The following is a 19,091-nucleotide window of genomic DNA, read 5'->3' as shown; positions in this document are numbered from 1 at the left end:
TCGCTGCTAGGAAAAAAGCTTAATCTCGCTAAGTCGCAGAGTCGCAAAGTTTTTTAAGCTTTTTTTAAATAGCAACTCTTGACAAAGTTTATGAAAATTACTTTGTTCTATTGGCACTTATATACGACGCCATCGTTTCGATGGACTGAAAAATAGATTTTCCTTCTTTCGGATCCACTAATTTAATTCCGTAATCTTTATCTAAAATCACGATCAGTTCAAGTGCATCAATCGAGTCTAAACCTAAACCGTCTCCGAACAAGGGATCGTTATCAGCAATATCTTCTACAGCGATATCTTCAAGGTTTAAGGTTGTAATGATTTTATTTTTTAATTCTTCTTTTAATGCTTCCATGATTATTTATGGTATAATGTATTGATATTTTCGTTTTTGTAATTTTCGTTTTCTGCGGCACTTATGATGCAAAGAAACGCTTTGTAATTGTCATTAAAAAATTCTGTCCAGCCGCAAAGAACCAAATCTGCTTTATTTGTATTCAGTAAAATGTTCGAATAATTCGATAAAAATTCGCCGTTAAAGGCATCAAATATAAAGAAAGAATTCTCACTTTTCAGCTGGTGGCGGATACTTATTTCGCCCAGGCAAATATTGGGCAGCGTATAAACAAAAACCGCCGGACTCGGAAAATAATTTTCTTTGTCTGAAATTGATTCCTGATATTTTACATCGGTATCCAAACTTGATGATTTATTCGCCAAAACCAAAGCAATATTATTTTCGTCTTCAGTTGAGGTTATCGGACTCAAAAGCAATTCTGATCCTAAAAAAGCCAGTTTGCTTAAAGCATCCATTTTGAAAAACTTTGGATACTGCATTTCAAAATTTCGATACGCTTGTTTGGCGAAATCTGCAAAATCGGTGGGTTCTGTTTTGAATGCAGAAGTTCCGTTGAGAACAATTTCGTTGTTTTCGATTTTGATGTAGGATTGTATGTTGGGTTTGTTTTGAGTCATTTTTATTTTATATAATCTTCTGCTTCATAAGCGTCAATAGGAAAATTTTCTTCAGTAACTGATTTGTAAAAAAAAGTTCCAATACTTATTTTTAAGTCAATATAAATTTTGTCTAAATTTTCAATCTTGTCATTTTCCCAAAGAATATCATGAAAAATATATCCGACATTTCCTGTTTCTGTATTTAAAACAATTGGATCACCATTAAGACCAGAACCAATAATCAACAAATTGTTTTTATAAATGTCTTTATTTTCTTCTTCGAGATTTTCTGTTCTAATTCTATTAACGCAATTGAAATAAATATTTCCGAATTCAATTTCTTCTCTAAAAGAAAACGTTTTGAAAAACTCTATTACTTCAGACGATAAATTAATACTTTTTAAAAACTCAATTGTTTTATCAGTTACTTTGACTACTTCATTATCAAAATTTTGAAATTTTAAAGCTTTTTTAAAAAGAGATTCGTCTAGATTCATTTGTTTAAAAATTGTACTTGTAAATTTTCCTTACAAGTTGGAATTAAATTTATAGATTTGGACCATATGAAATTCTATGAAAAATATCCGCAATTAAAGCAAAAAAGCTTTTTATCAAAAGTTCTTGTGGAAAGCACTTATTCTACAATGGCTTTGGAAAATCAACATGTTTCAAAAATAAAAATTATAAAAATTGTTCATACTATTTTGAAAGAAAGAGAATTGAATGGTTCAGCATTCTTTAATAAATAGTTTTTATTATCGTCTACTTTACTTTCTCAAAAACCACAGCCGTATTACAACCTCCAAATCCAGAAGCCGTTTTTAAGAAAATCTCAATATTTGCCTCTTCATTTTTTTCAATCACATTGATAGATTCGCTTACGCCGATTTCATCAAAACCTTTTGATTCAAAAAGTATATTTCTGTTGGCAGATTCAATCGCAATTACCGTTTCCAATAATCCAGAAGCGCCTAAGGTGTGACCGTAAAATCCTTTTAAACTATTAACGGGAACGTTTTGCAAATCCAAACGATTTAAAGCAATCGCTTCCATTTCGTCGTTATAAGGCGTTGCGGTTCCGTGTGCTGAAATATAATCTAATTTGTTGGCTTCAATTTGAGCTTCTTTCAAAGCATTCTGAATACTTCTGAACAAACCTTCGCCTGTTCTTGAAGGGCCTGAAATATGATTCGCATCGTTTATCGAACTGTCTCCAATCACTTTTATTTTCGCGTTTTTGGCTTCCGCCGAAACTAAAACGGCTGCTGTTGCTTCACCCAAACTTACACCGGTTCTGTTTTTAGAATATGGTTTGCAAGGCAGTTCGCTCATCGCTTGGAAAGCATTAAAACCGGACAAAACAAATTGTGATACTTCGTCGCCAGCCACCACAAAAACATTGTCATACAATTCAGATTGAATCATTCTTTTGGCAACTGAAACAGCCAAAATTCCGGAAACGCAGGCATTCGAAACTACAATTGGCTGAGTTTGAAATCCGAAGAAAGCAGAAACGTTTTTTGCCAAAACATCTAAATGCGCGTTGTTAAAACTTTCTTCAGAATCATGTGCTAAAGCTGTTATATTTCCTTTTGTGGTAGAAAGTATAAAAGCGGTTTTTGAATTTAATTCGACTTTTGAATTTTTGATAATAGGCTCCAAAGCCAGAATCATCATTTTTTCTAAACGGGAATATTTTGTTTCAGTGCTGATTTTTGAAAAAGAACTGTTTATTTTTTCATCGCTGATAATCGAAGCATAAAATGAATTGGGCATTAAGGAAATATCGTTATGCAGCTGAATTCCCGAATCGCCACGAAGAATCGCTTCGATATTAGATTCGACATCAAAACCTAAAGGGGTGATACAATTCGTTTCTGTAATGTATATTTCTCTTAACATTTTAAATTTCGATTTCTCCTGCAAGGTTTCCAAAACCTTGTAGGTATGTTATTTTAAAGGGTTATCTGAAAAAAAGGTTTCACGCAGATTTTGCAGATTAAAGTAGATTTGCACAGATTTTTATTATTTTAATTAGTGAAAATTTGTGCAATCCGTGTTTTACTTCAACAACCCAACCTTCCTTTTCCATTCCTCATAAAAAGGAGGATTGGTCAGCATCAAGTTTCCTTCTTTATCCAAAAAAACCTGAGTCGTTTCGCCAGTGCAGGCTATTTCTCCTTTAGCATCAATAATTTTAAAACGGTAAATCATTTTTGCGGCTGGTGTTTCTACAACTGTTGTTTCAATGGTAACCACATCTCCGTAACGCAAAGACAATTTATGTTCGCAGGTTGATTTTACTATTGGGGTTGTATAACCTGTTGCTGCAATATCTAAATAAGTAAGTCCGTGCTGACGCCCAAATGCTTCTCGCCCATCTTCGAAATACGTGATATAATTGCCGTGCCAAACAATTCCAAGCGGATCAGTTTCGTTAAAACGAATTCTGATCTCGTGAGAAACGGTCAGGTCTGTGGCTTCGTTATACTGTTCTTTTCTTTTTGTCATAAAATAAAGCGATGGCGGTTGTGATTATAAAGAACAAAAATAACAAACTTATTTTTGGAATGATTGAGACGAAAGAACTGTTGCGTAATAAAACATCATAAAACGCTTCCAGTCCCCAGTTCATAGGAGAAGATTTTGCGATATACTGCATGATTTTCGGCATAGCAAAAACAGGAACCCAAACGCCTCCAATGGCTGCCAAAATAATCACACTTGTTGCACCAAACGGAGCAGATTGTTCCTGAGTGCTTGCGACAGTTCCCAATAAAATTCCGAAGCCGATTGCTGCAAAACCTGAAAATAATGCCACAACGCTTGTCAATAAAAAATGACCTTCGATATTTAAGGAAGGCAATCCGATTGAGGGAAATAAGAAAACAGCAACGGCAACCATCATATAAAACTGAATCATACAAATGATCGAGTAGGTGATGGTTTTTCCAATAATGACAACCAGATTAGAAACCGGATTGGTTCTTAACCGTACAAAAGTTCCCTGTGTTTTTTCTTTTACAATATTTATGGAAAGCGGAATCACGATAAAAAAGATCGCAAAAAGTGTCCACGCCGGAACGTTGTGCTGCACCGAATTCGGAAGCACTTCTTTATTATTGATTCTCGGAATTATTTCTTTGAAAGTAATAAAATTTTTTTGCTCAAAATTGATCGTTTCTTCTCCTAATTGTTTTTGAAAAGTAGCATAAATCGATTTGGTTTCAATCTGCGAAATCATTTTGTCAATCGAGCTCATAACCGCATTTTTGAAACTCATCTGAACCGCCGGATCAAAATACAGTTTGACTTCTTTTTCTTTAATAATACGTTGAGGTTCAGCAGTTGCAGTGCTTTCAGTCAAACCTAAATTGCTGACAATTTTTTCTACATTCTGCTCGACTTTCACTTGTAAATCAGAACTTAGATTTTCCGGAATTACAATCGCCAGTTGGAATTTTCCTTTGTACACATTTTCTTTGGCAATTTCTTCGGTAACCGGTTTATCGTCAATTTGTGTTACAACGGTAAAATAGTTGCTTTTTTCTAAATTTTCGAAAACGGTTTTCGAAACAGATCCTTTGTCTTTATCGACCAAAAGAATCTGAAGTTTAGAATTGGTTACGGTTTTAAAAGTACTGTCCTGAATTATGGTTACAGCAATGACTAAAACCAGAGGCATGACAAATAAAATAATGAGTCCGCCTAAATCTCTTTTCAACAAAAGAAATTCTTTTACTACCGACATCCAGATTTTATATATCATCTCTCAACGCTTTACCGGTTAATGAAATAAAAACATCTTCGAGATTTCGGGCCTCTTTTGTAGCTTCAATCAATGCAGAAGGAGTGTCTTGCGCATAAATCTGTCCCTGATCTAAAATGGCAATCTGCGTACAGAAATCTTCGGCTTCAGCCAAATGATGCGAGGTATAAATAATCGTCGTTCCGTTTTGATTCAGCACTTTTAAATAATCTATAATCGCAGTTTTAGAATGTACGTCAACACCAACCGTTGGTTCATCCAAAAACAAAACTTTCGGGTTGTGCAGGATTCCGGCAATCAGATTCACACGACGTTTCATTCCGCCCGAAAAAGTCTGAACCTGTTTATCGGCAAATTTTAATAAACCCAAAAGATCCAAAGCTTCAATTACTTTGTCTTTTAAATCAGCACCTTTCAAACCATACATGCTTCCAAAATATTGCAGATTTTCCCTGGCAGTCAATGTTGGGTACAAAGCATATTCCTGAGGCACAACGCCAATAATTTTTTTAATTTTTGAAGCATGATGCTGATAGTCTAAACCATCAATTGTAAAATGCCCCGAAGTAGGTTTAATCAAACCGCAGAGCATAGAAATTAAAGTTGTTTTTCCGGCACCGTTTGGACCCAGCAAACCAAAAATCTGTCCTTGGTCGATCTCCAGCGAAACGTTGTTCAAAGAAAACATTTCTGCTTCTTTGTACTTTTTCGAAAGGGATTCTATTTTTATGATGGGCTGCAAAATATAATTAGCTGATTGCTTTTTTTAGTTTTTTGAAAAAGATTTCTTCACGATTGGCGATGTCTAAAAGTTCATCGGCAATGGCGTTGTAGGCATCTTCTTTGGCACTTCGGTTTTTGTAAATTCGGGAAGCTTCAACAGCAAAATCACGCCATGAATCCCCAATTTGTGTCATTTCTTTCGAAAGATTTTTCAATTCTTCATTATTTAAAATGACCGATGCTTCCTGTAAAAAAGCGGCATAAATAAAACGAAAACCACCGCCTCCTGTACCAATTTCTTCCTGCATCCGCACCATTTGTGCCAGATAATGATTTGCTTTTCGGACACCATGTTTCTTAGGCCATTTTCGGATTCGGCGAGAAACCATTTTGATCCCGCGAACACCAACAATTGGCATCGGAGCGAGCATATCGCGACAGGTATTTTTAATTCCTTTGATTATCGCACTTTTGAAATCAACAGTAGTCGGAATCTGAATCGGATAATACATTTGGCCTCTTGGCGCAAAAGCACCCTTTGCAAAACGTACTTTGTCCATTTCTTCATGCGTCAAAGTGGTAACCGTTTCCATTACCGGATCACTGATTAAATAATCCGTTTCGGTTTTTCCATACACCACTAAATTATGTGCGTTGAAATGAAAGCGGTATTCATCAGGAAAATAACTCAAATGATACACGCCGACTTGTAATCCGGTCGGGATATTATTTTTTAGATTTTCTTCTAAAGCTTTATTCGCATTGGCAACAGAAGAAAATTTTTGTCTTTTTATTTTTAAGTTTAACCGATTGGCAACTTTATTGAAAATCTGTCCCGGCAAAGTTCTGTAGCTGATGGCCGGTGCATGATTGACTTTTAAAAAAGGTAGATAAACAAACAAAAGCCCCGAACCAATTCCGAAAACCATCGGTTCGCTGATGTGCAGTCCACTGTTTTTTAAGAGGTTCGAAGCTACTCCGTTTTCACAATGAGCAGATTGGTGATGTGTAAAAGTAACTTCCATTATTTTGTAATACTATTTTTGAGTTCGGCAATTGAAATATCAAAAGCGTCGGCATATTTTTGTAAAGTCTTGTCGCTTAATTTGGCAAAAACGGATGGTTTAAAATGTCTTTTTACGCGCCATTTCCACATGTCAACATAACCGGCAAGTATTGAAAGATCCATTTTATTGAGTTCCATAAAATAACAAATCGGACTCAATTCTCCGTTTTGAACTTTTATTCTGGCTTCTTCCGCGCGTTCTTTTATGTCGTCAATTGCGTTCGAAAGCGCTATGGCTTTTGGTTCCCAGCCTGTACTCAACGCGGTTGTATAATCGCCGTTTTCGTCTGTTGCGTAAACCAGTTCCTTGAGATTTTTTTTGCTTAAATTTCCATCGTGCTGCGGTACATTTTCTTTTTCCATGACGGTTTATTTTCGATTTAGAATTATGTGGTTGCTGAAATCGTCTTTTGAATAAACAAATTAATTTCGCATTCTAAAAGTATTTTTTCTTCGAGCAAGCTTTGACAGCTCATCGTACATAAAGTATAATCATCACCGACAAATTTCGAAACCAAAGTTGCTTTTGTCGTTATCGTATTGCCAGTTTTTGGCAGTGCATGTATTTTCAGATTTTTAATGGCGCTTATGAAACCTATGACATTTACGTTTTCATTTTCGGTTCCGTCTTCATCAAAAAAATATTTTTTACCCACAATTGAAGAACAGGTCTGTGCCGTATTTTCAATCAAGCCGGCTTCAGTAAAAAAACCTTTGTCAACAAAAATATTGTCTTCTTTAATTAAAAATTCAGTTTCAACAAAATTGGCGTCAATATCCAAAATCAGATCCACCATCAGCATTGGAGCGCGATGAGGTAAGTAATTCTGAATGTCAACTCCCACTTTCATGTTTTTTTTATTTGGCTAAAACGGTTTTCATTTGTCCGCTTGCAATTTCTTCATCATTTAAAAAAGTCACGATATCTACTAAAGTTACTCCCGCAAATTCCTGTAAAATGGTAACATTTGACTGAATGACATCATTGATTTTAGGCAGTTTTTTAATCTGTATATCTTTTATAGACCCAATATATCCGGTTGGAGCAGTTTCATTTTTCAAAAAGAACTGATAGCCGGTATGCAAAGCGACTGATTGTGCCATATGTTCAATTAAGCCTGCTTCTAAAAAAATGTTTTCTTCTAAAAAAATATTGCTGTCCTGAATTTTCAATCCCGAAACTAATGCCGTTTCTGAATACGAAAACATACGATCCACCATGACAAAAGGAAACTTTTGCGGGATCAGGTTTTCGACTGCTTCTTTTTCTAAAAGTACTGAGGCTTCCATTAGCAAACGGTTAAATACGCATACGCAAATGAAAATCTTCCGCTTTCCGGAACCGACAGTAAAATTCTGTCTCCTTTTTTTAATTTTCCGGAATTCATTAATTCTTCAACTGCAATATAAATCGAAGCCGAACCTACGTTTCCAACTCTCAGAAGGTTCATGAACCATTTTTCTTCTGTCAGGACTATACCTTTTTCATCCAGTCCTTTTTTTAGTCCTTCAACAAAAAAGTACGATGAAACGTGCGGTAAAAAGTAATCAACATCTTCAGCAGTAATATTATGTTTTGCCATAGCGTCGCTCATGCTTTCGACCCCTTTTGGCAAAATAAATTCGTCCAGTAATTTTACATCCTGTTTTACAGCAAATACAGAGTCGTTCAGCCATTGTTCCGGGGTAAAATCACTCCACGGTTTTATATCGCCGTTTTCTAATTTGTCCCCACCGGCATACATACAGGCTTCTAGTTCGAAAGCATACGAATAGGCTTCCATCCATTCGATTTTTAATGAAATTTCACCTGCAGGTTTATTTTGCAGTAAAAAAGCACCGGCTCCGTCAGACAACATCCAGCGTAAAAAATCTTTTTTGAAAGCGATAATAGGCTGCTCTTCCAGATTTTTTAAGTTGATAATTTCGTTGTTGTATTTTTGGGCAGAAAGCCAGGTCGAAACTTTTTCAGATCCTGTACAGATTGCATTTTTAGAATTTCCGGCTTTTATAGAAAGAAAACCGTATTTAAGGGCATTCATTCCGGAACAGCAAATTCCCATTGAAGAATTTAATTCAACCGATTTGTTTTTTAATAATCCGTGCACCATTGCAGCATGGGAAGGCGCAATGATATCCGGCGAAGAAGTCCCGCAGGACAATACTTCTAAATCCTGATTGGTAAAGTTTTCATCAAACAGCTGTACGATAGCATTTTTTGCCAGTTCAGCGTTGGTATGTGTACTCTTGCCGTTCTTGTCAACGGCATAATAGCGGCTTGTAATTTTATTATTGCGCAAAATAATACGTCTTGCCTTTGAGGCAGTATCATTTATCAGTCCTAAATAGGTCTCCATTTCATCATTCGAAACGGCTTCATTTGGCAAATACTTTGCGGCTTTTGTAATATATACGTCAAACATAATCTAATTTTCCTCTTCTAAACTCCCTGATAATATTGCGTTTCTTTTTTTATGGTTTTTAGCTTAAAAGGATAGCTAATGAGGTGCAAGATATACACTATTGGCGAGATTAACCATATAGCTAAGAATAAATAAATATAAAATATTTTGAGAAGCTGTTTTCTCTTTTTTGGGTTCTTATAAATAAAGTTCGACCACTTGCTAAAAATTTTATTGGCTGTTTTGTCAACGGTCACCAAATAAGGGCTGATTCGTACAGCATCAGCAGCTATTAATTTGGACTGTAAATCATTTAATTGGTTCTGACTAAAGTGTGAAAGAATGATATCTCCAAATTTTGTCGATTCCTGAATGTCTTTTTCAGAAACTCCCGGCAGCGGAAAAATGCCCAAATATTTCTTTTTTACGCCCGAAAACATCCATTCGACTATAGTCAAAACGCTAATTAAGTTTCCGGCACGATCGACCAGAGCGATATTTCCAACCAGTTGAGAATTGGCTTCTTTTAGCAGAACCTTAATTTTTTCCTGAGCCATAAACCACATATTGCGTGAACCGTTAATGGTGACTACAGGTGTATTGTTCAGGATTTTTTTTCCTTCCTGACTTCTTAAAAAGGAATTGATCGGGATCGATGGTGATAAATACCAAACCTGATAGTGAAACAAAATCAAATCAAATTTTGTGTTCAGAATTTCATCCGGAACAGGTTTTAATGCTGTTGGAATCTGTAAAAAGGATTCCGGGAAAGCATCAAAAAAGGATTCTTTGTTCCACGGAAAAGGGAAGGGTTTCTCTAATTGAATTTCATGAAAAGTTACCTTTATTTCTTCAGAATTTAAGAAAGGCTTTGCAATATTTTGCGCAATCGATTTTAATTGTCCGGACTGGGAATAAAAAATAACGAGAACATTTTTCATTTTGTTATTTGGTTTGATTACGAACAAAAATAGCCAAATTATTATAAATGAATTTAAGTTTTATTAAATGAAGAATTATTATTAGGTACGAATTCTATAAATAGAGTGATAGATCAATGTTTAACTCCTAATCAGAAAATGAAAAAATAAAAATAAGAAACTCAACTCGTTTTATTATTTTAAATCAATCAAAAAATACCCGCAAATCATTGTTGTCGATTTGGATAAGCCTATAACGGATACTTTAGTGATGCTAAAAGGAGGTTTTTCTATGGAGGGAAATTCAGAAATAGAAGGGGAAGAATAGAGTTATTTTTAAAATATAGCCTTTTAAATCAAAATGTCATAAAGTGCAAAATCAGGTTTTCTGGTTTTGCATTTTTACATTTGGGAATAATAAAAGAATTTACCCGTTTCGAAATGGAGTGTTTATATAAGGTAGGTACTTTTTCTTACTTTATGAAGCAAAACGGTAAAAATGAAACAAAAATTGTATCTTTACATAAAGTAAATAAGTAGGTGTCATGGATTTAGAAGCACGTAAATATAATTTTATACAGGAATTGTTTAGTATAGATGAAGAGTCAATAATGGCTACTTTAGAGCGCGTTTTAAAGCAGGAAAAAGAAGAAAATCAAAAAGTGTCAGCTGCACATAAAAAAGAATTGGACAGTCGTCTGGAAAGTTATAAAAATAATCCCGATAATCTTTTGGAGTGGAAAGATGTAAAGCATGATTGGTAATGATTTATGAAATAAAATTACTGCCAATCGTACAAACTGACTTGCGAAAAGCTAAAAAATGGTATGAAGATAAGAGTAAATCATTAGCTGAAGAGTTTAAGGCTGAAGTTGATAAAGAGATCGGTTACATTGGAATGTTTCCAGAACATTATGAGCAAAAATATAAAGAGTTCAGACAATCTTTAGTGACTCGTTTCCCTTATGCGATTTTCTATTTAGTTGAAGAAGAACAGAAGCGAATTGTGATTTTTGGAGTTTTACACACAAGTAGAAATCCTGAAATAATTAAAGAAAGAATGTCAAAATAATAAAATTAACATTTTTCAATGATTTCTTTTTAATGCTTAAAGCTGGAGAATATTTTAAACTTTAAGCTCCGGTATCATTCCAAAAATCAAAATAATTGAACCATTGCAAAGGATATTTTTGCAGAATACTTTCTACACTTTGCACATATTCTTTCAATAATCCTTTTTCGTCACGATGTTTTACGGTTGCTTCGCGTGCATACAAATGATAATGAAGGTTTGGTTCTTTCATTACATAAACAAAAACTACAGGAACTTTTAATCGGGAAGCTATTAGAAAAGGACCTGCGGGGAAATTGGCTTCTTTTCCTAAAATAGTTGTAGAAAGTGATTTGGTGCCTTCAAAATAGCGATCTCCGGTAAAACAGACTAATTCCTTATTGGCCAAAGCGGCATTAATCTCAAAAATATGCGACAGATCTTCTTTGATGATGATGAATTTTACAGCAGATTTCTGCGTAACGCTTTCGAGATAATTCTTTATTGCCGAATGCTCTAAATCGGTAGTGACCAGATTGATTTGAAAATCAAGATCGATGTCTCCGAAAAAATGTTCTGCGATTTCAAAATTTCCAACATGCGCACTTATCAGAACACCGCCTTTTTTTTCAGCTAAAAGTTTTTTCAGGATTTCTATTCCGTCAAATTCATAGGTGAATTTATTTCGAAGACCGGCTGAAATAGAAACTTTGTCAATAATGGTCTGGCCAAAAGTGTAATAACTTCTGAAAACCATTTTTTTTGACTGAAACCAGGAATATTGTAGTCTTTCTTTAAAATAATAAAAAATAGCCTGATTGCTTTTCTTTAAAAACAAAAAATAATAAGAAGCGACAAAATAAAGTAAAAAATAAGCCGATTTTACACCCGCTTTCCGAATCAGAAAAACGAATATTCTATAGCCTAAAACTGTCCCTTTTGATTTGCCATCCCATTGACTCATTAAGCAGTTTTAGCTTTTAGTTTGGATTCGATAAGGTCATAAAAGTTTTGAAAAGTAGCAATTCCGACAAAATCTGCTTCAATCAGTTTTACACCAAAGTTAGATTCGATAGAAACGACTAAATCAACGTAATCCAAACTATCCAGCCCAAGTGTATCCTTTAAATTAGCATCTGGTTCGATTTCGTCATTGTCAACTTCAAATTCATCAACCAAAAAACCATTAATTCGTGCTATAATCTCTTCTTTATTCATTTTCTAATTTAAACTTTTTAACCACCAACGCAGAGTTGGTTCCTCCGAACCCGAAAGAATTGGACAAAAATATATCAAATTTTTTGTTTAACGTACTTTTGACCAAATTTAATTTAGATGCATCTTCATCCGGATTTTCCAAATTGATGTTGGGAGCAATGAAATCGTGCTGCATCATCAGAATAGAGTAGATTATTTCGCTGGCTCCGGCCATCCAGCATTCGTGTCCGGTCATTGATTTTGTAGAACTTACAGGAGGATTTTTCTCACCAAAAACCTCAAAAATAGCTTTGGCTTCGTTTGCATCACCAACAGGAGTTGAGGTGGCGTGTGCATTTATGTATCCAATATCTGATGCTTTTAAGTTGGCTTCTTCAAGTGCTCTTTTCATTGCGGTAGCGGGTCCTTCTACATTTGGAGTTGAAATATGACCTCCGTTTGATGAGAATCCGTAACCGGAAACTTCGGCAATAATAGTCGCACCCCTTGCAATGGCAGATTCATAACTTTCTAAAATTAAGGTTGCCCCGCCGCCACTCGGAATTAATCCGTCACGTCCTGAATCAAAAGGTCTTGAAGCTTTTTCGGGATCGCTTTCTCTATTCGAAAAAACACCTAAACCGTCAAAACTGCTCATCGCATATTTATTGATTTCCTGTGCCCCTCCGGTAATAATGATATCCTGAAAACCGCTTTTTATTAAAAAATAAGCCAGTCCAATAGAGTGTGAACCGCTTGCACAGGCTGCACTTACAGTTAAATTAATACCGCGGAGTTTAAAAATCGTTGAAAGATTCATGGTAACCGTAGAATTCATCGATTTGAAAATGGCTCCTGAACCAATTAGCGCCGTATCTTTTTTCTCGCGGACTATATCTGTCGCATCGATTATGGCTTTAGAGACGCTGTCGTTACCGTACATAATGCCAACCTCGCGATTGTCAAAAAAAGCATCGTCAATATTGGCATTTTTCAAAGCTTCGATTGTAGCCATATAGGCGTATTCGGTTTCTTCGCCAATGCTCATACGCTGTCTTCGGTTTAGTAGATTTTTCAGATCAGCTTTTGGAACCATCCCGGTCAATGCCGACTGGAAACCAAATTCTTTTCGATCCGGATCAAATTTAATACCTGATTTTCCGTTGTATAATGATTCTTTTACCTCGTCTAATGAAGTACCAATGCAGGAATAAATTCCCATTCCCGTAATTACAACTCTCCTGTTCATCTTCTTTTTAAAGTAATTTTTTATCCTTAAAGTGTCTTTTTAAACACATAGATACATAGTTTTTGTAAACTCAAAAAAGGCGTTTCACTTATTTTAAATAAACATAGCTCTCTATGTGAAAGAAATATATTTCTATTTTGTATTCTTTTTATGTATAAAAATCTATGTTTCGATGTGTTTAAAATATTTTAAGAATATATTCCGCCGTTTATGTTGATGATTTCTCCTGTAATATAGCCTGCTTTTCTAGAAATCAAAAAGCTTACCAGATCTGCTACTTCTTCTGCTTCGCCAAAACGATTTACCGGAATTAGTTTTAATAATTCTTTTTCGTCAAGCTGGCTTGTCATATCGGTTCTGATAAAGCCAGGCGCAACAGCATTTACCGTAATATTGCGTTTTGCTACTTCCTGGGCCAAAGCTTTTGTAGCTGCAACTATAGCACCTTTTGCGGCCGAATAGTTGGTTTGGCCCGCTGTTCCTTTTACTCCCGAAACGGACACCATATTGACAATTCGGCCGTATTTATTACGCAACATTTTCTGGATAAAAAACTGCGTTACATTAAAAAATCCGTTTAAGCTGGTGTTTACAACTCCGTTCCAGTCTTCGGGAGTCATCCACATAAAAAGACCGTCTTTCGTAATTCCGGCATTATTTACAATGGCTTCAACAATTGCTTCAGGATTCGCTTCCTGCCATTTTGTTAAAACAGATTGTACTTCTTCAAAATTAGATACATCAAAACCCAGAATTTCTCCTGTTGCTCCTAATTTTTGTATCTCCTGAAGTGTTTCTTCGGCAGCGGTTTTGTTAGAGTGATAATTAATCAGAATATGATAACTGGATTCAGCTGCTAATTTTTTACAAACAGCACTTCCTATCCCTCTTGAACCGCCGGTTACTAGTACACATTTCATTTTAAAAGATAGTTTTTATTATTTTTGAAAAGGCTCAGCGTTCTGGTACCATTCATTTAAAATTTGTCCATTAGGTTTAAGAAAACCCCATTTTCCACTAAGTTTTACTCTTGCGAGTCCATCAATGAATCCTTTTTCCTGATGCATAAACATACCGAAAAGTGCGATTGAAATTTCATATTTTGTCGGAATAATCAATTCTCCGGTTTCATTTATAAATCCCCAATTATAATTTTTCACGGCAGCAAGTCCGTTTTCACTAAATGGTTCAGCATCATTATAAGTTGGCGCTACAACATACGCACCTATTAAATTGATATAACCCCATTTGTCATTTGAACAGACAGGAGCCAGATTTTTAGAAAAAGATTTTGCTTTTTGAAATCTGGGCTGAATAACCCATTGTCCTTCTAAATTTAGAAATCCTACTTTTCCGCCTTTTTTTGCAGAAACCAAATCTTGTGTCCCGAAAGAGCCGAATTCAGTAACACCCGGAATTTCAATAAAATTCCCATTGCGTATCAATCCGTAAGCTTTGTTCTTTTTCGCCCAGCTTGTATTGTTGTAATAATTTCCAACTTCATCATAAATAACTTCAACAACTTCTTTTCCAGTTGGGTCAATAATTCCCCATTTGTCATCTTTTGCTGCTTTCGCATAACCATTTTCAAAAGCTCTTATCACATCATATTTTGGAGCAAGGATAATTTCAAATTTAGTATTGATAAGACCAACTTTTCCGGATTGTCTAAAAAATGCAACACCATTATCAAAATCAAATAATTTATCTGATTGCGGTGCGCCTTTTAATATTTCACCTTTTTTATTAATGTAAAACCAGTCGGTGTTTTTTTGAATGATACAAATACCACTGTCAAAATATTTTGCATTATCAAAAGAAGGAGGAATTATAATTTTTCCTGTCTTATCTATAAATCCCCATTTTCCATTTTCTTTTACAGCAGCTAATCCATCAGAAAAATTTTTGGCACCCTCAAATTTTGGTTCGATGGCAAAAGTTCCGTCTTTTGTGATGAAACCCCATTTTCCGTCTTTTTTAACTAATGCGAGTTCTTGAGCGTTAATTAATTGTATAGACAATAGAAATAAAAAAAATATTTTTTTCATATTATTTAAGTAAGATTGCACTTTTTAAATTAGCTGTTTATCAAATAATCTTTTACCTTTTGAACAAAAGGATACATGACCTGATCTTCTTTAAAAGTTGGGATTATTTTTCGAACATCATCATACCATTTTTTAGAAACAGATGAAATTTTATCTTTTTGTTCTAAATAATCAATAGCCTGAACAATTGTAATTAATTCGATTGCCAATACTTCAAAAGCGTTTTCTATTACTTTTGAGGTAATAACAGCCGAGTTGGTTCCCATGCTTACAATATCCTGATTGTCGTTGTTGTTCGGAATACTGTGAACGTACATTGGATTGGATAACATCTGGCTTTCTGCAGTGGTTGAGGTTGCCACGAACTGTACACCCTGCATTCCGAAATTAAATCCTAATGTTCCTAAATTTACAAACGGAGGCAGTAATTCGTTAATTTTTGAATTCAGTAAATAATTTAATTGGCGTTCTGCCAGCATTGTTAATTTGGTAATTACGATTTTCAGTTTATCCATTTCAAGCGAAATGTAATCTCCGTGAAAATTTCCTCCGTGATAAACGTGCTGGTTTTTTACATCTATAATTGGGTTGTCGTTTGCCGAATTAAATTCATCTTCCAGGATAGAAGCTACGTTATTAATCGTTTCTAAAACAGGACCCAAAATTTGAGGGACACATCTTAGAGAATAATATTCCTGAACTTTTTCTTTGAAAATTTCCTCGGTATTTTCGCCGGAATATAAATGGTCTTCTCTTTTACGGATCAATGTGCTGTCAGAAAGATTTTGTCTCATTCTTAATGCAATTTCCTGTTGTCCCTTATGGCGTTTGGTCTGGTTTAATTCTTCAGAAAAATGATCGTCGTACGCCTGAACCAGTTCGTTTATGGCACAGGAAGCTTTCAATGACCAGTCTAATAATTTATTGGCATGATGTACATTTACAACCCCAATTCCGGTCATTACAGAAGTTCCGTTGATCAAAGCCAGACCTTCTCTGATTTCTACCTGAATTGGTTTTAAACCTTCAATTTCAAAAACTTCGGGAGTTGGTCTTCTTTCACCTTTATAAAAAACTTCGCCTTCGCCAATTAAAACTAAGGCTAAATGTGATAACTGAACTAAATCCCCACTGGCACCAACACCCCCGTGTTCAAAAATTAATGGAGTGATATCTCTGTTAATTAATTCAGCCATCAAATGGATAACGGAAGGATGAACACCGGAATTTCCTAGTGATAATGAGTTTAAACGTGCTAAAATAGCTGCTTTTGCACAAACCGGACTTAAAGGTTTTCCTGTTCCGGATGAGTGGCTTCGGATCAAATTATATTGCAGCTGAATCTGGTCAGACTCTTTAATTCGATACTGAGCCATAGGACCAAAGCCCGTATTTACGCCATATATTACTTTATTTCCTGAAAATTCTTTTAAAAAATTGAAGCTTTCATGCACACGGTTTAGTACCAAATCGCTAATTGTAACTTTCTGGTTTCCAAATATAATAGCCTCGAATTCGGCTAAACTTAAATATTCATTAATTGTATTCATTAAACTCGTTTTGATTGCGCTAATTTAATTTTATTTATCAAAATAAATGTAGTTATTTTGATGAGGGCAAATGTAAGTTAATAAATCAGAACATTTCTATTATGACAAAGGAGTTTGTAGACGTTTTAATCATTGGGGCAGGACCATCGGGATGTGTTTCGGCATCGTATCTTCATAGGAACGGTGTTAACATAAAGGTGGTTGAAAAAACAAAGTTTCCAAGATTAGTGGTTGGCGAGAGTCTTATACCGAGGGTTATGGACCATTTTGCAGAGGCCGAACTTTTTGAAAGTTTAGACGCCATGAATTTTGAAAAGAAGCTTGGAGCCCGTTTTATCAGGGGTGAAGAGATTTGTGTTTTTGATTTCAGTCAGAAATTTGGAGAAGGCTGGGACTGGACCTGGCAAGTGCCAAGAGCTGATTTTGACAACACAATGGCGCAGGAAGTAATTAGAAAAGGAATTAACCTGGAATTTGAAACCGAAGTTCTGGAAGTTTCCTTTGAAGGGAAAAATTCCAAAACAGTCGTAAAAGATAAAGACGGAAACCTGAAAGAAATCCACGCGAAATTCATTATTGATTCCAGCGGTTACGGACGTGTTTTGCCAAGGCTTTTAGATTTGGATACTCCTTCAAAACTGGATCCGCATTCTTCGATATTTGCACACGTAAAAGATATCAACCGACCTGAAGGCGAGGAGGGAACCATGATATCATTTGATATTCTGGAGACCGAAGTCTGGCTTTGGGTAATTCCGTTTTCGAATGGAAATACCAGTTTAGGAGTGGTTGGTCCGACAGATTTTATCAATTCGCTTTCAGAAAATAAAAATAACGCTGAAGCTTTACGAAATGCGATTCAGCTTTCGGATTATTATATCAAAAGATTCAAAGGGACTGAATTTTTATTCGAGCCGGTAAAACTGGAAAATTATTCAAGAGCCGTAAAAAAAATGTACGGAGACGGTTTTGCGTTGACCGGAAACAGCTCAGAATTTTTGGATCCGGTATTTTCATCTGGAGTTGCTTTTGCGACAGAATCGGGAATGCTGGCAGCCAAATTATACCTGAAAGAATCACAGGGAATTCCTGTTGACTGGGAAGTTGAATTTACGCAATATATGAAACGGGGCATCGCTGTTTTTACCACTTACGTAAAAGAATGGTACACCGGAAATCTTCAGACTTTGTTTTTTCATCAGCCTGAAAATCCGGATGTGAAAGAAAAAATATGTGCTGTACTGGCAGGGTATGTCTGGAATGAAGAAAATCCGTTTGTTAAGAAACATGACCATGTAATAGCAAATATGGCGTATCTGCTGAATATGCAAAAAGAACAAAGCCCTGAATAATCAGGGCTTTTTTTGGTTTTTTATTTATACGCTTTTTTTGCTATAAGCTTAGACATTGATTTTGCTGTTTTAGCGTAACCTTCTCCAATTCGGGATTCATTGCTGAAATTGTTTCCCCACTGATCTCCGGGAGCTTCTTCACTGTTAATTTCCAACAAAACATTTGATTTATTTGCTGTTTCAACAAATTTTAAATTTGTGGTAACTTTTGCTGGCTGTTTCATAATTCCGGCATCCCATCCCGGATATACCCACACTGTTTTTACTATTAAGGTATAAGGAGTGTTTAATCCTTCCTGGAAATTTAAATCTTTATGTTCTTTAGTTAATACGACATTGGCAATTTCCAAAAATTTAGGAGTCCATATTTGTTCCTTGGCAGCTACCCATTTTTTTTGCCAGATGTTTCCGTTTCCTTTTGCCTTTTTGTCTAATTCGGCTTTGTGTTCTTCAACATACTGAGCTTCTGTTTTGTTTTCTTTCATCATAGTAAAACTACTATAATCAAATTCTACATTAACTTCTTTTTGGTTTTTTAAAAAATCAAAATCTCCATTTACGACATTCATGTCCTGAGCAAATGTAAATCCTGAAACGAGTAATAATGCAAATACAATTTTTTTCATAATTAAGGATTAGTTTAGGTTTCAAATGTAAATATTTTTTTAAAACACAACCAGTCTTTTGGTGATTTGTGCAATTTTTTTTAACAGGATTTATTTCCTAATTTCAACCTTGTGAAGTTGAGTTTATATATCTGATTTTAAATATGTTATAAAAATTAACTTTCCTTATTTAAATGCATAA

At 35.1% G+C, this 19,091-nt stretch carries 24 protein-coding genes; 4 read left to right on the top strand and 20 right to left on the bottom strand.

Annotated features, from left to right (window positions below; genetic code table 11):
* Nucleotides 1-97: 97 nt before the first annotated feature.
* The 3 genes from GXM17_RS07050 to GXM17_RS07040 are packed head-to-tail and all read right to left on the bottom strand — an operon-like array spanning nucleotide 98 to nucleotide 1,454.
* Nucleotides 98-355 (bottom strand): phosphopantetheine-binding protein, encoded by a 258-nt coding sequence (locus GXM17_RS07050; RefSeq protein WP_163398591.1) that lies wholly within the window; start codon nucleotides 353-355, stop codon nucleotides 98-100.
* Nucleotides 356-357: 2 nt separating this feature from the next.
* Nucleotides 358-975, bottom strand: a complete 618-nt coding sequence (locus GXM17_RS07045) for a beta-ketoacyl-[acyl-carrier-protein] synthase family protein (protein ID WP_163398590.1) — start codon at nucleotides 973-975, stop codon at nucleotides 358-360.
* Between the two features lie 2 nt (nucleotides 976-977).
* On the bottom strand, nucleotides 978-1,454 hold the full coding sequence (locus GXM17_RS07040) for a hypothetical protein (protein ID WP_163398589.1): 477 nt from the start codon (nucleotides 1,452-1,454) through the stop codon (nucleotides 978-980).
* Between the two features lie 66 nt (nucleotides 1,455-1,520).
* On the opposite strand from GXM17_RS07040, the gene GXM17_RS07035 reads away from it, so the two are divergent.
* Nucleotides 1,521-1,706, top strand: a complete 186-nt coding sequence (locus tag GXM17_RS07035; RefSeq protein WP_163398588.1) for a hypothetical protein — start codon at nucleotides 1,521-1,523, stop codon at nucleotides 1,704-1,706.
* Between the two features lie 13 nt (nucleotides 1,707-1,719).
* Here the strand turns inward: GXM17_RS07035 and GXM17_RS07030 are convergent, their stop codons facing one another.
* From GXM17_RS07030 to GXM17_RS06985, 10 genes are all read right to left on the bottom strand, one after another.
* The gene (locus tag GXM17_RS07030) at nucleotides 1,720-2,859 is read right to left on the bottom strand and encodes a beta-ketoacyl synthase N-terminal-like domain-containing protein (RefSeq protein ID WP_163398587.1); all 1,140 of its coding nucleotides are present in this window, start codon (nucleotides 2,857-2,859) and stop codon (nucleotides 1,720-1,722) included.
* A 159-nt stretch (nucleotides 2,860-3,018) separates the two neighbouring features.
* Nucleotides 3,019-3,468, bottom strand: a complete 450-nt coding sequence (locus GXM17_RS07025; protein WP_163398586.1) for an acyl-CoA thioesterase — start codon at nucleotides 3,466-3,468, stop codon at nucleotides 3,019-3,021.
* Nucleotides 3,443-4,726, bottom strand: a complete 1,284-nt coding sequence (locus tag GXM17_RS07020) for an ABC transporter permease (protein WP_163398585.1) — start codon at nucleotides 4,724-4,726, stop codon at nucleotides 3,443-3,445. The genes GXM17_RS07025 and GXM17_RS07020 overlap by 26 nt, the downstream gene beginning before the upstream one ends.
* Nucleotides 4,716-5,414 (bottom strand): ABC transporter ATP-binding protein, encoded by a 699-nt coding sequence (locus tag GXM17_RS07015; RefSeq protein ID WP_163398584.1) that lies wholly within the window; start codon nucleotides 5,412-5,414, stop codon nucleotides 4,716-4,718. The genes GXM17_RS07020 and GXM17_RS07015 overlap by 11 nt, the downstream gene beginning before the upstream one ends.
* 61 nt (nucleotides 5,415-5,475) lie before the next feature.
* A complete protein-coding gene (gene darH / locus GXM17_RS07010) occupies nucleotides 5,476-6,474 on the bottom strand; it encodes a BtrH-related acyltransferase DarH (RefSeq protein ID WP_163398583.1) in 999 nt (332 codons plus the stop codon).
* Nucleotides 6,474-6,878: a flexirubin biosynthesis protein DarG gene (DarG, locus tag GXM17_RS07005; protein ID WP_163398582.1), complete on the bottom strand. Its 405-nt coding sequence runs from the start codon at nucleotides 6,876-6,878 to the stop codon at nucleotides 6,474-6,476. Before DarG ends, darH begins: the two co-directional genes overlap by 1 nt.
* A gap of 23 nt (nucleotides 6,879-6,901) precedes the next feature.
* Nucleotides 6,902-7,366, bottom strand: coding sequence for a hotdog family protein (locus GXM17_RS07000; protein WP_163398581.1), 465 nt, complete (start codon nucleotides 7,364-7,366; stop codon nucleotides 6,902-6,904).
* A gap of 7 nt (nucleotides 7,367-7,373) precedes the next feature.
* Entirely contained in the window at nucleotides 7,374-7,805 is a 432-nt protein-coding gene (locus tag GXM17_RS06995; RefSeq protein ID WP_163398580.1) for a hotdog family protein, read from the bottom strand.
* On the bottom strand, nucleotides 7,805-8,938 hold the full coding sequence (gene darB, locus GXM17_RS06990; protein WP_163398579.1) for a dialkylresorcinol biosynthesis protein DarB: 1,134 nt from the start codon (nucleotides 8,936-8,938) through the stop codon (nucleotides 7,805-7,807). The genes GXM17_RS06995 and darB overlap by 1 nt, the downstream gene beginning before the upstream one ends.
* A 17-nt stretch (nucleotides 8,939-8,955) precedes the next feature.
* Nucleotides 8,956-9,858, bottom strand: coding sequence for an NADPH-dependent FMN reductase family protein (locus GXM17_RS06985; protein WP_163398578.1), 903 nt, complete (start codon nucleotides 9,856-9,858; stop codon nucleotides 8,956-8,958).
* Between the two features lie 524 nt (nucleotides 9,859-10,382).
* On the opposite strand from GXM17_RS06985, the gene GXM17_RS06980 reads away from it, so the two are divergent.
* Both GXM17_RS06980 and GXM17_RS06975 read left to right on the top strand, forming a co-directional pair.
* The gene (locus GXM17_RS06980) at nucleotides 10,383-10,601 is read left to right on the top strand and encodes an addiction module protein (protein ID WP_163398577.1); all 219 of its coding nucleotides are present in this window, start codon (nucleotides 10,383-10,385) and stop codon (nucleotides 10,599-10,601) included.
* The gene (locus tag GXM17_RS06975) at nucleotides 10,601-10,909 is read left to right on the top strand and encodes a type II toxin-antitoxin system RelE/ParE family toxin (protein ID WP_163398576.1); all 309 of its coding nucleotides are present in this window, start codon (nucleotides 10,601-10,603) and stop codon (nucleotides 10,907-10,909) included. Before GXM17_RS06980 ends, GXM17_RS06975 begins: the two co-directional genes overlap by 1 nt.
* A 61-nt stretch (nucleotides 10,910-10,970) precedes the next feature.
* Here the strand turns inward: GXM17_RS06975 and GXM17_RS06970 are convergent, their stop codons facing one another.
* The 6 genes from GXM17_RS06970 to flxA all read right to left on the bottom strand — a co-directional run bounded on the left by GXM17_RS06970 (nucleotide 10,971) and on the right by flxA (nucleotide 16,932).
* Nucleotides 10,971-11,852 carry an LpxL/LpxP family acyltransferase gene (locus GXM17_RS06970; protein ID WP_163398575.1) on the bottom strand — a complete coding sequence of 294 codons (882 nt, stop codon included), beginning with the start codon at nucleotides 11,850-11,852 and terminating at the stop codon, nucleotides 10,971-10,973.
* Nucleotides 11,852-12,106: an acyl carrier protein gene (locus GXM17_RS06965; protein WP_163398574.1), complete on the bottom strand. Its 255-nt coding sequence runs from the start codon at nucleotides 12,104-12,106 to the stop codon at nucleotides 11,852-11,854. The genes GXM17_RS06970 and GXM17_RS06965 overlap by 1 nt, the downstream gene beginning before the upstream one ends.
* Nucleotides 12,099-13,334 carry a beta-ketoacyl-[acyl-carrier-protein] synthase family protein gene (locus GXM17_RS06960; RefSeq protein WP_163398573.1) on the bottom strand — a complete coding sequence of 412 codons (1,236 nt, stop codon included), beginning with the start codon at nucleotides 13,332-13,334 and terminating at the stop codon, nucleotides 12,099-12,101. Before GXM17_RS06960 ends, GXM17_RS06965 begins: the two co-directional genes overlap by 8 nt.
* A 188-nt stretch (nucleotides 13,335-13,522) precedes the next feature.
* Nucleotides 13,523-14,254 (bottom strand): flexirubin biosynthesis SDR family reductase FlxB, encoded by a 732-nt coding sequence (gene flxB / locus GXM17_RS06955; RefSeq protein ID WP_163398572.1) that lies wholly within the window; start codon nucleotides 14,252-14,254, stop codon nucleotides 13,523-13,525.
* A gap of 18 nt (nucleotides 14,255-14,272) precedes the next feature.
* A complete protein-coding gene (locus GXM17_RS06950) occupies nucleotides 14,273-15,382 on the bottom strand; it encodes a WG repeat-containing protein (protein WP_163398571.1) in 1,110 nt (369 codons plus the stop codon).
* A 29-nt stretch (nucleotides 15,383-15,411) separates the two neighbouring features.
* The gene (gene flxA / locus GXM17_RS06945) at nucleotides 15,412-16,932 is read right to left on the bottom strand and encodes a flexirubin biosynthesis tyrosine ammonia-lyase FlxA (RefSeq protein WP_163398570.1); all 1,521 of its coding nucleotides are present in this window, start codon (nucleotides 16,930-16,932) and stop codon (nucleotides 15,412-15,414) included.
* A gap of 101 nt (nucleotides 16,933-17,033) precedes the next feature.
* Between flxA and GXM17_RS06940 the strand changes: the two genes are divergently transcribed.
* The gene (locus GXM17_RS06940) at nucleotides 17,034-18,284 is read left to right on the top strand and encodes an NAD(P)/FAD-dependent oxidoreductase (protein ID WP_163398569.1); all 1,251 of its coding nucleotides are present in this window, start codon (nucleotides 17,034-17,036) and stop codon (nucleotides 18,282-18,284) included.
* Nucleotides 18,285-18,304: 20 nt separating this feature from the next.
* Here GXM17_RS06940 and GXM17_RS06935 read toward each other — a convergent pair whose 3' ends face one another.
* Nucleotides 18,305-18,910, bottom strand: a complete 606-nt coding sequence (locus tag GXM17_RS06935; protein ID WP_163398568.1) for a hypothetical protein — start codon at nucleotides 18,908-18,910, stop codon at nucleotides 18,305-18,307.
* Nucleotides 18,911-19,091 lie beyond the last annotated feature (181 nt).

It is taken from the genome of Flavobacterium fluviatile, from assembly GCF_010645065.1.
Classification (GTDB): Bacteria; Bacteroidota; Bacteroidia; order Flavobacteriales; family Flavobacteriaceae; genus Flavobacterium; species Flavobacterium fluviatile.
Note: the sequence above shows the minus strand (reverse complement) of the source record. Positions and strands in the feature narration are given on the sequence as shown.

Excerpts from the sequence above, each read along its gene's own strand:
- GXM17_RS06980 (WP_163398577.1), top strand. The coding sequence starts at position 10,383 with ATGGATTTAGAAGCACGTAAATATAATTTTATACAGGAATTGTTTAGT.
- GXM17_RS06970 (WP_163398575.1), bottom strand. The coding sequence starts at position 11,852 with ATGAGTCAATGGGATGGCAAATCAAAAGGGACAGTTTTAGGCTATAGA.
- GXM17_RS07025 (WP_163398586.1), bottom strand. The coding sequence starts at position 3,468 with ATGACAAAAAGAAAAGAACAGTATAACGAAGCCACAGACCTGACCGTT.
- DarG (WP_163398582.1), bottom strand. The coding sequence starts at position 6,878 with ATGGAAAAAGAAAATGTACCGCAGCACGATGGAAATTTAAGCAAAAAA.
- GXM17_RS07045 (WP_163398590.1), bottom strand. The coding sequence starts at position 975 with ATGACTCAAAACAAACCCAACATACAATCCTACATCAAAATCGAAAAC.
- GXM17_RS06965 (WP_163398574.1), bottom strand. The coding sequence starts at position 12,106 with ATGAATAAAGAAGAGATTATAGCACGAATTAATGGTTTTTTGGTTGAT.
- GXM17_RS06935 (WP_163398568.1), bottom strand. The coding sequence starts at position 18,910 with ATGAAAAAAATTGTATTTGCATTATTACTCGTTTCAGGATTTACATTT.
- GXM17_RS07030 (WP_163398587.1), bottom strand. The coding sequence starts at position 2,859 with ATGTTAAGAGAAATATACATTACAGAAACGAATTGTATCACCCCTTTA.
- GXM17_RS06950 (WP_163398571.1), bottom strand. The coding sequence starts at position 15,382 with ATGAAAAAAATATTTTTTTTATTTCTATTGTCTATACAATTAATTAAC.
- GXM17_RS07020 (WP_163398585.1), bottom strand. The coding sequence starts at position 4,726 with ATGATATATAAAATCTGGATGTCGGTAGTAAAAGAATTTCTTTTGTTG.
- GXM17_RS06995 (WP_163398580.1), bottom strand. The coding sequence starts at position 7,805 with ATGGAAGCCTCAGTACTTTTAGAAAAAGAAGCAGTCGAAAACCTGATC.
- GXM17_RS07040 (WP_163398589.1), bottom strand. The coding sequence starts at position 1,454 with ATGAATCTAGACGAATCTCTTTTTAAAAAAGCTTTAAAATTTCAAAAT.
- flxB (WP_163398572.1), bottom strand. The coding sequence starts at position 14,254 with ATGAAATGTGTACTAGTAACCGGCGGTTCAAGAGGGATAGGAAGTGCT.
- GXM17_RS06940 (WP_163398569.1), top strand. The coding sequence starts at position 17,034 with ATGACAAAGGAGTTTGTAGACGTTTTAATCATTGGGGCAGGACCATCG.
- flxA (WP_163398570.1), bottom strand. The coding sequence starts at position 16,932 with ATGAATACAATTAATGAATATTTAAGTTTAGCCGAATTCGAGGCTATT.
- GXM17_RS07015 (WP_163398584.1), bottom strand. The coding sequence starts at position 5,414 with ATGTTTTCTTTGAACAACGTTTCGCTGGAGATCGACCAAGGACAGATT.
- GXM17_RS06975 (WP_163398576.1), top strand. The coding sequence starts at position 10,601 with ATGATTTATGAAATAAAATTACTGCCAATCGTACAAACTGACTTGCGA.
- GXM17_RS06960 (WP_163398573.1), bottom strand. The coding sequence starts at position 13,334 with ATGAACAGGAGAGTTGTAATTACGGGAATGGGAATTTATTCCTGCATT.
- GXM17_RS07050 (WP_163398591.1), bottom strand. The coding sequence starts at position 355 with ATGGAAGCATTAAAAGAAGAATTAAAAAATAAAATCATTACAACCTTA.
- darB (WP_163398579.1), bottom strand. The coding sequence starts at position 8,938 with ATGTTTGACGTATATATTACAAAAGCCGCAAAGTATTTGCCAAATGAA.
- GXM17_RS07035 (WP_163398588.1), top strand. The coding sequence starts at position 1,521 with ATGAAATTCTATGAAAAATATCCGCAATTAAAGCAAAAAAGCTTTTTA.
- darH (WP_163398583.1), bottom strand. The coding sequence starts at position 6,474 with ATGGAAGTTACTTTTACACATCACCAATCTGCTCATTGTGAAAACGGA.
- GXM17_RS06985 (WP_163398578.1), bottom strand. The coding sequence starts at position 9,858 with ATGAAAAATGTTCTCGTTATTTTTTATTCCCAGTCCGGACAATTAAAA.
- GXM17_RS07000 (WP_163398581.1), bottom strand. The coding sequence starts at position 7,366 with ATGAAAGTGGGAGTTGACATTCAGAATTACTTACCTCATCGCGCTCCA.